Genomic DNA, 13,038 nt, shown 5'->3' on the forward strand with positions numbered 1-13,038 from the left:
CCTAAGGCAGAGCCTGAACTGGTTGGATCGTAGATCAGCAACACAGCGACCAAAGCAATCCGTTTGCTCTTGACTCCCGATTGGGAGTGTCATGAAGGTGAAGCTTCATGACGAGGGCGATCAACAAAAACAAGAAGCCCGAAATCAATAATAAAAATAGAGCACGCAACTACTTCTGGGGGAGCTTCGGCTCCCCTTGTAGTTTCTGCGATATGACCTTTCAAGGCTTATGGCGCAATGCCTGTAGCTTGTTCCTACACCATCCCCTGACTAAATGCTAGAATCCCCGCCCATCATGCGGTCATTCTTCGTTATGGCCGAACATTCCTTCAAACAGTGCATCCCATGCTGAAGAAGTTGTTCCAGTCATTCCGTTCTCCCTTGCGTCGTACGCAACACAAACGCAGCACGCCTGAAGTGCTCAACAGCAGCCAGCATTCGCTGCAGCGCGCTCAATTCAGCCGTTATGCAGTGAACATCGTCGAACGTCTGCAGAACGCCGGCTACCAGGCTTATCTGGTGGGCGGGTGCGTACGCGACATGCTGCTCAATATCACGCCCAAGGACTTCGACGTCGCCACCAGCGCCACGCCTGAGCAAGTGCGTGCCGAATTCCGCAACGCGCGGATCATCGGCCGACGCTTCAAGCTGGTGCATATCCACTTCGGTCGCGAAATCATTGAAGTCGCGACGTTCCGCGCCGGTCATCCGCAAAACGATGAAGAGGAAGACACCAATCAGTCCTCCCGCAACGAAAGCGGGCGCATCCTGCGCGACAACGTCTACGGCACCCTGGAAGAAGACGCGCAGCGCCGCGACTTCACCATCAACGCCCTGTATTACGACCCTGTCAGCGAGCGCATCCTCGATTACGCCAATGGCGTACACGATATTCGCAATAACCTGATCCGCCTGATCGGCGACCCGGTCCAGCGTTACCAGGAAGACCCGGTACGCATGCTGCGAGCCGTGCGGTTTGCCGCCAAGCTGAACTTCGGCATCGAGCGCCATACCGCTGCGCCGATTCGCGAACTGGCGCCAATGCTGCGGGAGATCCCCTCGGCACGCCTGTTCGAAGAAGTGCTCAAGCTGTTCCTCTCAGGTCATGCCGCCGACACCTTTGAAATGCTGGTGGACCTGCAGTTGTTCGATCCATTGTTCCCGGCCAGCGCCGAGGCCTTGGAATACAACCCGACGTATACCCACACCCTGATCAGCGAGGCGCTGATCAACACCGACCTGCGTATCAAGCAGAACAAGCCGGTCACCCCGGCATTCCTGTTTGCCGCGCTGTTGTGGCCAGCCTTGCCTAAACGCGTACTGCGCTTGCAGGAGCGTGGCATGCCGCCGATCCCTGCCATGCAGGAAGCTGCGCATGAGCTGATCGCCGAACAGTGCCAACGCATCGCCATTCCGAAACGCTTCACGATGCCGATCCGCGAGATCTGGGACATGCAGGAGCGTCTGCCACGCCGCAGCGGCAAACGCGCCGACCTGTTGCTGGACAACCCACGCTTCCGCGCCGGCTACGACTTCCTGCTGCTGCGTGAAAGCGCCGGCGAGCAGACCGATGGCCTGGGCGAATGGTGGACCGATTACCAGGACGCCAATGACAGCGAGCGCCGCGACATGATTCGTGACCTCGGCAGCAAAGGCGACGGCGAAGGCCCGAAGAAGCGTCGTCGCAGTGGCAGCAAGCGCAAGCGCAGTTCGGCTGACGCCTCGGGCGAATAAACGTGGAACGCATCTACATCGGCATGGGCAGCAACCTGGCGGCCCCGGACCAGCAATTGCGCAGCGCTATCGAAGCGCTGGCGCAATTGCCGGGCACCACCGTCGCTGGTGTGTCCGCGTTTTATCAAAGTGACTCCCTGCTCCCAGGCCAGCCGCGCTACACCAACGCGGTTGCCGCCCTGGACAGCAATCTGGCGCCCCTTGAGTTGCTGGATGCACTGCAAGCCATCGAGAACGATCAAGGTCGCGAACGTCTTGAGCGCTGGGGCCCGCGCACGCTCGACCTGGACATCTTGCTGTTTGGCGATCACCTGATCGACGAACCGCGCCTCAAGGTGCCGCACTACCAGATGCACCTGCGTGCTTTTGTGCTGTACCCGTTGGCTGAACTGGCTCCCGCCAGCCTGGCGTTACCCGATGGCCAAACCCTCGATGACTTGATGGCAGCCTGCCCGTTTGTCGGTCTGGAACGCCTCACAGTTGCTGAATCGCGTCAGTAACAGCGGTAACACCGCCATCGTAACAATGCGGTAACACATCCAATTGACTTCCCGTGTCCTCCTCACGACTATAGGCGTCCCGCTGCCGCCAACCCGGCGCTAAAGGGCGCAATCCAGGCCATATAAGCACTGCTCTCAAGACCGTGCGCCTGTATAAACGAAGACTCACGCGCGTTACTCGCTGTTTCCAAGCGCCTGAATGAGGACCCTTTTCATGCCAGACATTACCCTGACCACCTTGCAGAGCCTCAAGCTCAAAGGTGAAAAAATCGCCATGCTGACCTGCTATGACGCCACCTTCGCCCACGCCAGTTGCCAGGCCGGGGTTGAAGTGTTGCTGGTGGGCGACTCCCTGGGCATGGTTCTTCAAGGGAATGACAGCACCCTGCCCGTCACCACCGATGAACTTGCGTACCACACCGCCAGCGTCAAGCGCGGTAACGATGGAGCCTTCATCATCGCCGACCTGCCGTTCATGGGTTACGCGACGCTCGAACAGACCTTTCAGAATGCCGGCAAGCTGATGCAAGCCGGTGCGCACATGATCAAAGTTGAAGGTGCGGTGTGGCTGGCCGAGTCGATCCGCCTGCTGGCGGAGCGCGGCGTGCCGGTGTGCGCACACATGGGCCTGACGCCACAGTCGGTGAACATCCTCGGCGGCTACAAGGTACAAGGCCGCAATGAGGCCCAGGCGCGGCAGATGCGGGCCGATGCCATCGCATTGGAACAGGCTGGCGCGGCAATGATCCTGCTCGAATGCGTGCCGAGCGAACTGGCGGCAGAAATCACCCAGGCCGTCAAAGTGCCGGTGATCGGGATTGGCGCAGGCTCGGCCACCGATGGCCAGGTGCTGGTGGTGCACGACATGCTCGGCCTGTCGATCAGCGGTCGAGTGCCGAAATTCGTCAAGAACTTCATGGCCGGCCAGGACAGCATTCACGCCGCATTGAGTGCCTACGTTGCCGAAGTCAAAGGCGTGACATTCCCTGGCGCTGAACACGGATTCTCTGCATGAACACCGTAAGAACCGTACGTGAACTGCGGGCCGCCGTTACCCACGCCCGCAATGCCGGCAAGCGCATTGGCTTTGTGCCGACTATGGGCAACCTGCACACAGGCCATGCCACGTTGGTGACCAAGGCCGCCCAGCAGGCGGATTTCGTGGTGGCCAGCATCTTCGTCAACCCGCTGCAGTTTGGTGCTGGCGAAGACTTGGACAAGTATCCACGCACCCTGGCCGCCGACCAGGAAAAGCTGCTGCAAGCAGGTTGCAACCTGTTGTTTGCGCCCACCGTCGAGGAAATGTACCCCGGCGGCATGACCGGCCAGACGCGCGTCAGCGTGCCGCACTTGTCTGAAGGCCTGTGCGGCGCCAGCCGTCCCGGGCATTTCGAAGGCGTGGCGACGGTGGTCAGCAAGCTGTTCAACATGGTCCAGCCGGACATGGCGGTGTTTGGCCAGAAGGATTACCAGCAACTGGCCGTGATCCGCGCCATGGTCCACGACCTGAACATGCCGATCCAGATCATCGGCGAGCCCACCGTGCGCGCCGACGACGGCCTCGCGCTGTCGTCGCGTAACGGCTACCTCACCGACGAGCAACGCGCCATTGCGCCGGTGCTGTACCGCAGCCTCAGCCAGATTGGCGCCGCGATCAAAGCCGGTGACCACGACTTCGCCAAGCTGCGCGCCGAACAGGTCCAGCAGATCGAAGCCGCCGGGTTGCGCCTGGACTACCTCGAAGTGCGCCAGGGCGTGCATTTGCGCCCGGCCACGGCCGAAGATCGGGATATCGTGATCCTGGTAGCCGCCTATCTCGGCGCTACCCGACTCATCGACAACCTGCACCTGACTCTCGACTGACCTCTTCCAATCGCCCTTCTCGCTGCGTCAATAAAAAGGGCCGGTATAAAAAAGTACCGGCCTTAGCGCAGACAAAGCCAAGACATATCGACACGCTAGGTTTAATGTAATCGCCCTGCGCTATGGTTAGCGCTGTCCGGAACCCAATGCTTGATCAAAGACTGGACGTTCCGGGCTTAGAAGTGTCCTAAAGGCAGTCCCCGTAATAAAAGGAAACCCGCAGCGATGGCGTACTACCGCACTCCTCATGACGTTACCGCTCTGCCCGCCTGGCAAGCGCTCAATCAACATCGCCAAGCCATGCAGGATTTCAGCATGCGCGAAGCGTTCAATGCCGATCCTCAGCGTTTTTCCCAGTTCACCCTGAGCAGCTGCGGACTTTTCCTCGATTACTCGAAAAACCTGATCACCAGCGAAACCCGCGACCTGCTCGTAGGCCTCGCCAAAGAAGTCGGCCTCAAAGACGCGATCGACTCGCTGTACGCTGGCGAGCCGGTCAACTCCTCCGAAGGCCGCCCGGCCCTGCACACCGCCCTGCGCCGCCCGGTGGGCGACAAGCTGTCGGTGAATGGCGTGAACATCATGCCGGACGTGCACAAGGTGCTGAACCAGATCACCGACTTGGTCGGGCGCATTCACGATGGCCTGTGGCGTGGCTACACCGAGAAGCCGATCACCGACGTGGTGAACATCGGTATCGGTGGCTCGTTCCTCGGCCCGGAGCTGGTCTCCGAAGCGCTGCTGTCCTACGCCCACAAAGGCGTGCGTTGCCACTACCTCGCGAACATCGACGGCAGCGAGTTCCACGAGCTGACCATGAAGCTGCGCGCCGAGACCACGCTGTTCATCGTCTCCTCGAAATCCTTCAACACCCTGGAAACCCTGAAAAACGCCCAGGCCGCCCGCGCCTGGTACCTGGCCCAGGGTGGCTCGGAAGCCGAGCTGTACCGCCACTTCATCGCCGTCTCGAGCAACAACGCGGCGGCGGTGGCCTTTGGTATCCGCGAAGAAAACATCTTCCCGATGTGGGACTGGGTCGGCGGTCGTTACTCACTGTGGTCGGCCATCGGCTTGCCCATCGCCCTGGCGATCGGCATGTCCAACTTCAAGGAACTGCTGTCCGGTGCCTACACCATGGACCAGCATTTCCAGAACGCCCCATTCGAACAGAACATGCCGGTGCTGCTGGGTCTGCTGGGCGTGTGGTACGGCAACTTCTGGGGTGCGCAGAGCCATGCGATCCTGCCGTACGACCACTACCTGCGTAACATCACCAAACACTTGCAACAGTTGGACATGGAATCCAATGGCAAGAGCGTGCGCCAGGACGGTACACCCGTCGCCACGGATACCGGCCCAGTGATCTGGGGTGGCGTAGGTTGCAACGGCCAGCACGCTTACCACCAGTTGCTGCACCAGGGGACCCAACTGATCCCGGCCGACTTTATCGTGCCGATCGTCAGCTTCAACCCGGTGTCCGACCACCATCAGTGGCTGTACGCCAACTGCCTGTCCCAGAGCCAGGCGCTGATGCTCGGCAAGACCCGCGCCGAAGCCGAAGCCGAGCTGCGCGACAAGGGCATCCCGGAAGACGAAGTGCAGAAGCTGGCACCGCATAAGGTGATCCCGGGCAACCGTCCGAGCAACACCATTGTGGTCGAGCGCATCAGCCCGCGTCGCTTGGGCGCTCTGGTTGCCATGTATGAGCACAAAGTGTTCGTGCAGAGCGTGATCTGGGGTATCAACGCCTTCGACCAATGGGGTGTGGAACTGGGTAAAGAGCTGGGCAAGGGCGTCTATAACCGCCTGACCGGCGCCGAGGAAACCCTGGCCGACGATGCGTCGACCCAGGGCCTGATCAACTACTTCCGCGGTCGTCACCGCGGCTGATCCAGGTATGGCAGGGCCAACGTCCGTTTGGACGTTGGCCTTGAACCCTCCCCTTGCAGGGTGCATCTTTATGACTTGTGGCCAAAACAAGAATAAGGATCGCTCATGTTCGATATCAGCACGTTCCCCGCCGCCGATGCCGTCCGCCGGGCTGCGCAACTCAGTCAAGAGGACTATCAGCGCCTCTACCGCCAATCCATCGAACAGCCGGACACCTTCTGGGCTGAACAGGCCAAAGGCTTTCTCGACTGGATCACCCCGTGGCACACCGTTCAACGCTCAGACATCAAGACGGGCGCCGCCCAGTGGTTTGCCGGCGGCCAACTGAACGTCAGCTACAACTGCATCGACCGTCACCTGGCGCAACGCGCCGATCAGCCGGCCTTCATCTGGGAAGGCGATGATCCGACAAAATCTTCCAACATCACCTACCGCCAACTGCACCAGAACGTCAGTCGCCTGGCCAATGTGCTGAAGAGCCGTGGTGTGAAAAAAGGTGATCGGGTGTGCATCTACATGCCGATGATCCCGGAAGCGGCCTACGCCATGCTCGCGTGTACGCGGATTGGCGCGGTGCATTCCGTGGTGTTTGGCGGCTTTTCGCCGGATGCCTTGCGTGACCGTATTCTCGACGCCGACTGCCGCACGGTGATCACCGCTGACGAAGGCGTGCGCGGTGGAAAGCCGGTGGCGCTGAAACAGAATGTCGACAAAGCCCTGACCAGTTGCCCGAACGTGAGCACGGTGCTGGTGGTGCAGCGCACCGGTGCGATCGTCAACTGGAGCGAAGGCCGCGACCTCAAGTATCAACAAGCCCTGAACGCCGCCAGCGACGATTGCCCGCCGGAGCCGATGGACGCTGAGGATCCGCTGTTCATCCTCTACACCTCCGGCAGCACCGGCAAACCCAAGGGCGTGCTACACACCACCGGCGGCTACCTGCTGCAAGCCGCGATGACCTTCAAATACGTGCTCGACTACCGCGAGGGCGAAGTGTTCTGGTGCACCGCCGATGTGGGCTGGGTCACCGGCCACAGCTACATCGTGTACGGCCCGCTGGCCAATGGCGCGACTTCGCTGATGTTCGAAGGTGTGCCGAGCTACCCGGACAGCTCGCGCTTCTGGCAGGTGATCGACAAGCACAAGGTCAATATTTTCTACACCGCCCCCACCGCCTTGCGTGCCTTGATGCGCGAGGGCCATGGGCCGCTGGAGAACACCTCCCGCGCCAGCCTGCGCCTGCTGGGCAGCGTCGGCGAACCGATCAACCCGGAAGCCTGGGACTGGTACTTCAACGCCGTCGGCGAACAACGCTGCCCGATCGTGGATACCTGGTGGCAGACCGAGACCGGCGGCATCATGCTCAGCCCCTTGGTCAGCGCGCAGCGCATCAAGCCCGGCTGCGCTACCCAGCCGATGTTTGGCGTACAGCCCGTGTTGCTTGACGAACAGGGCAAGGAATTCAGTGGGGCCGGCAGTGGCGTACTGGCGATCAAAGCGAGCTGGCCCGGACAGATCCGCAGCGTGTACGGCGATCCGCAGCGCATGATCGACACCTATTTCAAACCCTACCCCGGTTACTATTTCACCGGCGACGGCGCACGCCGTGATGACGACGGCGACTACTGGATCACCGGGCGCATCGACGATGTGATCAACGTGTCGGGCCATCGCATCGGCACCGCCGAGGTGGAAAGCGCCTTGGTGCTGCACGACCAGGTGGCCGAGGCCGCCGTGGTGGGCTACCCCCATGACGTTAAAGGTCAGGGCATCTATGCGTTTGTCACGCCCATGAATGGGGTGCAGCCCGATGACGCGCTAAAAAAACACTTGCTGGAGCTGGTCAGCAAGGAAATCGGCAGCTTTGCCAAGCCGGAACTGATCCAATGGGCCCCAGCCTTGCCGAAAACCCGCTCCGGCAAGATCATGCGCAGGATTTTGCGCAAGATCGCCTGCAACGAACTCGACAGCCTCGGTGATACCTCGACCCTGGCCGACCCGAGCGTGGTGGATGGCCTGATCGATAAACGCCTGAACCGATAGGAACCCCTGAGTCGCCATGGAATTTATCCGCAGCCGTATCGAAAACCAGTTGATGAGCCTGACTGGCCTGTCGCTGGGCCAACTGGACCTGGAAAACCCCAAGGGCGACCCCGGTCTGTTCGGGCCCGATTCGGTGAGCTGGCAGGTCCATGGCGACTTCAGCAGCATGCTTATCGGCGGTATCAGCGCCTTGATGCTGCAAGCCTTGCACCCACTGGCCCTGGCGGGCGTGTGGGACCATTCAAATTTTCGTCAGGACATGCTCGGACGCCTGCGGCGTACCTCGCAGTTCATCTCCGGCACCACCTTCGGCTCGCGCAAAGACGCCGAATGGCTGATCGAAAAGGTCCGTACCATTCACCTGCAGGTGGCCGGCCATGCCCCGGACGGGCGACCTTATGCGGCCAGTGACCCGGAATTGCTGACCTGGGTGCATGTGGCGGAGGTCAGTAACTTCCTCGCCGCTCACCTGCGCTATCGCAACCCGAAACTTTCAGGCCGAGATCAGGACCGTTACTACAGTGAAATTGCCTTGGTCGCCGAACAGTTGGGCGCGCGGCATGTTCCGCGTTCTCGGCAGGAAATTTCGGATTATCTGGCCCGCATCCGCCCACAATTACTGTGCGACGATCGCAGCCGCGAAGTACTGCGCTTGCTCTTGAATGCGCCCTCCCCGAGCCTGCTGGCCAAGCCCTTTGGCAGCCTGATGATGCAGGCCGGGATCGACCTGCTGCCGGATTGGGCCAGCGCCATGCTCGACCAGCACCAGAGCCCGCTGCAACGCCAGATGATCCGTGCCGGGGTCAAGCGCAGTGCGCCGATGCTGCGTTGGGCGATGCGCAACGGTTCGGTGCAACGCGCCCATCGGCGGATGGGGTTGATGTAGGCGACGGCGCATAGCTGTTAAACTTCGCGCCCTCATTTCCCCAGCAAGGCGCGCTCCATGTCTCCTCTGAATCAGGCGCTGCGCGCCGCCCTCGATCATCGCCAAGACCTGATCCATGAGCTGCACGCCCAAGGCACCGATTGCTATCGCCTGTTCCATGGCAGCCAGGAAGGCGCCGGCGGCCTGACCATCGACCGCTACGGCCCGCAATTGCTGGTGCAGAGCTTCCACCAATCCCTGGAAACCGCAGAGTTGCTGGACCTGCATCAACAGGTCAACCAATCCATGGGCCTGGAATTGTTGCTGGTGTACAACGACCGTTCCCGGGGTAATTCGCGCATCGACCGCGAAGACACGGTTTATCGTGCCGAGCCTGCTGCGCTGGAAGACCTGATCGGCCACGAGTGGGGCCTCAATTACGGCGTGCGCGGGCGCCATGCCGGGCAGGACCCGCTGCTGTTCCTGGATTTGCGTAATACCCGTGGCTGGGTCAAGGCCCACAGCGCCGGCAAAAGCGTGCTGAACCTGTTCGCCTACACCTGCGGCGTCGGCCTGAGCGCAGCCGCCGGTGGTGCACGTGAGGTGTGTAACCTGGACTTTGCCGAGGGCAATCTGGCGGTAGGTCGCGAAAACGGTTTGCTGAACCCGCAATTGCCGACCATGGAATTCGTCCAGTCCGACTACTTCCCGGCCATTCGCCAATTGGCCGGCCTGCCGATCACCCAACGACGCGGGCAAAAGCTGCCGAGTTACCCGCGTCTGGAACAACGTCAATACGACTTGGTGCTGCTCGACCCGCCAGCCTGGGCCAAGAGTGCTTTCGGCACCGTCGACCTGCTGCGCGACTACCAGAGCCTGCTCAAGCCCGCGTTGCTGGCTACCGCCGACAATGGCGTGTTGATCTGCTGCAACAACCTGGCGAAAGTCAGCATGGAGGACTGGCGCGAACAAGTGCTGCGTTGCGCGGAAAAGGCCGGACGCCCCGTACGAGACTGGAAAATCATGACGCCAGGCGCGGACTTTCCCTCACAGGATCAACAACCCCCGCTGAAAACCCTGATACTGCAGCTGTAAGACGTTTCCCAAAGGACCCGTTCTTCGGAACCGAAAACCCGTGCCATACTCCAAGGCACTCCTGTTTGACATAGATGGCGCCGCCCCATGCCCAAAGGATTGATTCGCGCCGCTGGCGCCTTGTTGATTGCCCTTGCCCTGTACAGCTTGCTGGGTTTCCTGATTCTCCCTGGTGTCGCGCTGCGCATTGCCAACCAGCAACTGGCCAATTACGCCACGGTGCCGGCGCGGATCGAGCGGATCGAGCTCAACCCGTTCAGCCTGGAAGTAACGGCATGGGGGCTGAAAATCGGTGAACCCGGCAAGGAACAGGTGGGTTTCGAGCGCCTCTACGCCAACCTGCAGATCGACAGCCTCTGGACACGCGCCCTGCATCTTGCGGATGTACAACTGGACAAACCCAAGACCGAGCTGTTGTTCGACAAGTCCGGCCAGTTGAACCTCGCGCAGTTGTTCAAGCTGCCGCCCAGCGAGCCCACCCCGACCGATCCGAATGCCAAGCCGTTTCCGCTGCGCATCGACAGCATCAAGCTGGCCGGCGGCTATGTGCATTTTGAAGATTTGCGCCCCAGCGAACCCATCGAATTCCTCTACGACAAGCTCGACTTCGAGCTGAAAAACCTCAGTACCCTGCCTGAAGACAACGCCGACATGACGTTGGTAGCGGCCGGGCCTGCAGGCGGGCAGATCGACTGGAAAGGTAATTTCAGCCTGGTGCCGATCACCTCCGAAGGCACGTTGAAAGTCACCGATGGCAAGATGAAAGCCTGGTGGCCCTACGTACGCGACGCCCTGCCATTGGTGCTGGAAGACGGTGTGCTCAACTTCAGCACCGAGTACAAGTTCAGCCTGGCCAAAGAGACTGAACTGAACCTGACCAACACAGCCGCCAGCATTGCACCCTTTGCCATCAAGGCACCGGACGGCCGCCCACTGGTGCGCCTGGAGCGCCTGGACGTCAGCGAAACCACCGTGGACCTGGCCAAGCAGCAGGTCGTCGTCGGCAAGATCCGCAGCAACAAACTGGAAACCTGGGCGGCGCTTGAGGCGGATGGGCAATTGGACTGGCAGAAATTGTTCGCCAGCCAACCCAGCAAACCGGCCAAGCCAGCGGAGCCCGCCACCGCACCAGCCACCGCCGACTCGCCAAAAGCTGAACCTGTTGCGCCAAGCAAACCCTGGCAAGTGCTGCTCAAGGACGTGCAACTGCGCAACTATCAGGTGCACCTGGCTGACCGCCAGGCCAAGCCGGCGGTCGCGCTGGAAGTCGGCCCGCTGAACGTCGATGTGCAGAATTTCGACAGCCTCAACCAGAGCCCCTTCACGCTGAAAGTCGACACCGGCCTGGGCAAGCAAGGCAAGGTCCAGGCGACGGGCGAGGTCAACCTCAACCCGGTCAGCGCCAAGTTGAAAGTGAATACCCAAGACATCGATCTGCGGGTCGCCCAGTCCTATATCAGCCCGTTCATCCGTCTGGAACTGCGTAGCGGTATGCTCGGCAGCAATCTCGATGTGAACCTGAAAAGCACTGATCCTTTGAAGCTCCAGGTCACAGGCAGAGCGCAGGTCGACCAGTTGCACACCCTGGACACCCTCAAGACCCGCGACTTCCTCAAATGGCAGCGCCTGGTGCTAGAAGGCGTGAACTATCAGCACGGTGACAGCCTGTCGATCGACAAGGTCAACCTGCTGCAGCCGTATGCACGTTTCATGATCAACGATGACCGCACCACCAACGTGGATGACCTGTTGATCCCGCAACCCGCCGACAAAACACCCAAGCCCGCCAGCAAGGAAAAACCCTTGGGCATTCGTATCGGCCAGATTGCGATCAATGACGGTTCGGCCAACTTTGCCGACTTCAGCCTCACACCCAACTTCGCCACGGCGATTCAACAGCTCAACGGGCAGATCGGCACCATCGACAGTCGCCAGGCCAAACCGGCCAGCGTCGATATCAAGGGTAAGGTGGATCGTTATGCGCCGGTGACCATCAAGGGCAGCGTGAACCCGTTCGACCCGATGGCGGCGCTGGATATTGCAACCAGCTTCAAACGCGTAGAACTCACCACACTCACGCCTTACTCTGGCAAGTTCGCCGGTTTCCGTATCCGCAAGGGACGGCTGAACCTCGATCTGCACTACGTGATCACCAAGGGCCAGCTAAAGGCCGAGAACAAAGTGGTGGTCGAGCAATTGCAACTAGGCGAGAAAGTTGACAGCGCCGATGCCGTGGACTTGCCGATTCGCCTGGCAATTGCGTTGCTCAAGGACACTGACGGCAAGATTTCCATCGAACTGCCGGTGACAGGCGACCTGAATAACCCGCAGTTCAGTGTGATGCCGATTGTCTGGCAGACCCTGCGAAACCTGGTGGTGCGTGCAGCGACGGCGCCCTTCAAGTTTATCGGCGGGCTGGTGACGGGTGGCGGCTCGGAAGACCTTGGCAACGTGTCGTTCGCCGCCGGCTCCAGCGAACTGAACAAGGATGCTGAAGGCGCCCTGAACACCTTGGCTAAAGCACTGAAAGAGCGCCCTACCCTGCGCCTGGAGATCGAAGGCACAGCGGCAGCCAGCAGCGATGGACCATTCATCGCTGCCGAGCGACTGGAGCGGGAATACCAATACAACTACTACAAGATTCTTCAACGTCGTGGCGACAAGGTTCCAGCTCAGGCGTCCCTGCTTGTCGTGCCCGAAAAGGAAAAAGCGCCGTTGCTGGAAGGCATCTACCGAACTCGCCTGAAACAGCAACCGCCGGCCGAATGGAAGGACCTGAGCAGCGATGATCGTAGCGCCAAACTTCGTGACGGCGTGATCAAGTTCTGGAGTGGCAGCGACGTGCTGCTGCGCCAACTCGGCCAGGACCGCGCCAGCACCATCAAGGACTACCTGGTGGACAAAGGTCAGTTGGAAGATGATCGGGTGTATTTCATTGATGCCAACTTGGGCCAGGCCGAGAAGGATGGTCGGGTAGTGACGCCGATGCATCTGGACGCCGAATAACACCCCTTGTAGGAGCTGACTTGCCGGCGATGCGACCTTGAA

The 13,038-nt window shown here is 60.5% G+C and carries 9 protein-coding genes; all 9 read left to right on the top strand.

Translation table 11 applies throughout. The features are described from left to right. Positions 1 to 345: 345 nt before the first annotated feature. The 9 genes from CI807_RS01760 to CI807_RS01800 all read left to right on the top strand — a co-directional run bounded on the left by CI807_RS01760 (position 346) and on the right by CI807_RS01800 (position 12,996). Positions 346 to 1,734 carry a polynucleotide adenylyltransferase PcnB gene (locus CI807_RS01760; protein ID WP_016976836.1) on the top strand — a complete coding sequence of 463 codons (1,389 nt, stop codon included), beginning with the start codon at positions 346 to 348 and terminating at the stop codon, positions 1,732 to 1,734. A gap of 2 nt (positions 1,735 to 1,736) precedes the next feature. Next, positions 1,737 to 2,234, top strand: coding sequence for a 2-amino-4-hydroxy-6-hydroxymethyldihydropteridine diphosphokinase (folK, locus tag CI807_RS01765; protein ID WP_095013566.1), 498 nt, complete (start codon positions 1,737 to 1,739; stop codon positions 2,232 to 2,234). 214 nt (positions 2,235 to 2,448) lie between these two features. Further along, positions 2,449 to 3,249 (top strand): 3-methyl-2-oxobutanoate hydroxymethyltransferase, encoded by an 801-nt coding sequence (gene panB / locus CI807_RS01770; protein WP_095013567.1) that lies wholly within the window; start codon positions 2,449 to 2,451, stop codon positions 3,247 to 3,249. Further along, positions 3,246 to 4,097, top strand: coding sequence for a pantoate--beta-alanine ligase (gene panC / locus CI807_RS01775; RefSeq protein WP_095013568.1), 852 nt, complete (start codon positions 3,246 to 3,248; stop codon positions 4,095 to 4,097). Before panB ends, panC begins: the two co-directional genes overlap by 4 nt. 225 nt (positions 4,098 to 4,322) lie before the next feature. Beyond that, positions 4,323 to 5,987: a glucose-6-phosphate isomerase gene (gene pgi / locus CI807_RS01780; RefSeq protein ID WP_016976832.1), complete on the top strand. Its 1,665-nt coding sequence runs from the start codon at positions 4,323 to 4,325 to the stop codon at positions 5,985 to 5,987. Between the two features lie 105 nt (positions 5,988 to 6,092). Continuing rightward, the gene (gene acs / locus CI807_RS01785; RefSeq protein ID WP_095013569.1) at positions 6,093 to 8,030 is read left to right on the top strand and encodes an acetate--CoA ligase; all 1,938 of its coding nucleotides are present in this window, start codon (positions 6,093 to 6,095) and stop codon (positions 8,028 to 8,030) included. A gap of 16 nt (positions 8,031 to 8,046) precedes the next feature. Then, complete coding sequence (locus CI807_RS01790; protein WP_095013570.1) at positions 8,047 to 8,916, top strand: oxygenase MpaB family protein; 870 nt, start codon at positions 8,047 to 8,049, stop codon at positions 8,914 to 8,916. A gap of 57 nt (positions 8,917 to 8,973) precedes the next feature. After that, entirely contained in the window at positions 8,974 to 9,990 is a 1,017-nt protein-coding gene (locus CI807_RS01795) for a class I SAM-dependent rRNA methyltransferase (RefSeq protein WP_095013571.1), read from the top strand. Positions 9,991 to 10,077: 87 nt separating this feature from the next. After that, positions 10,078 to 12,996, top strand: coding sequence for a DUF748 domain-containing protein (locus CI807_RS01800; protein WP_095013572.1), 2,919 nt, complete (start codon positions 10,078 to 10,080; stop codon positions 12,994 to 12,996). The last annotated feature ends 42 nt before the right edge of the window (positions 12,997 to 13,038 follow it).

The organism is Pseudomonas sp. NS1(2017) (genome assembly GCF_002269425.1).
Taxonomy (GTDB): domain Bacteria; phylum Pseudomonadota; class Gammaproteobacteria; order Pseudomonadales; family Pseudomonadaceae; genus Aquipseudomonas; species Aquipseudomonas reactans.

Excerpts from the sequence above, each read along its gene's own strand:
- CI807_RS01760 (WP_016976836.1), top strand. The coding sequence starts at position 346 with ATGCTGAAGAAGTTGTTCCAGTCATTCCGTTCTCCCTTGCGTCGTACG.
- panB (WP_095013567.1), top strand. The coding sequence starts at position 2,449 with ATGCCAGACATTACCCTGACCACCTTGCAGAGCCTCAAGCTCAAAGGT.
- panC (WP_095013568.1), top strand. The coding sequence starts at position 3,246 with ATGAACACCGTAAGAACCGTACGTGAACTGCGGGCCGCCGTTACCCAC.
- pgi (WP_016976832.1), top strand. The coding sequence starts at position 4,323 with ATGGCGTACTACCGCACTCCTCATGACGTTACCGCTCTGCCCGCCTGG.
- acs (WP_095013569.1), top strand. The coding sequence starts at position 6,093 with ATGTTCGATATCAGCACGTTCCCCGCCGCCGATGCCGTCCGCCGGGCT.
- CI807_RS01790 (WP_095013570.1), top strand. The coding sequence starts at position 8,047 with ATGGAATTTATCCGCAGCCGTATCGAAAACCAGTTGATGAGCCTGACT.
- CI807_RS01795 (WP_095013571.1), top strand. The coding sequence starts at position 8,974 with ATGTCTCCTCTGAATCAGGCGCTGCGCGCCGCCCTCGATCATCGCCAA.
- CI807_RS01800 (WP_095013572.1), top strand. The coding sequence starts at position 10,078 with ATGCCCAAAGGATTGATTCGCGCCGCTGGCGCCTTGTTGATTGCCCTT.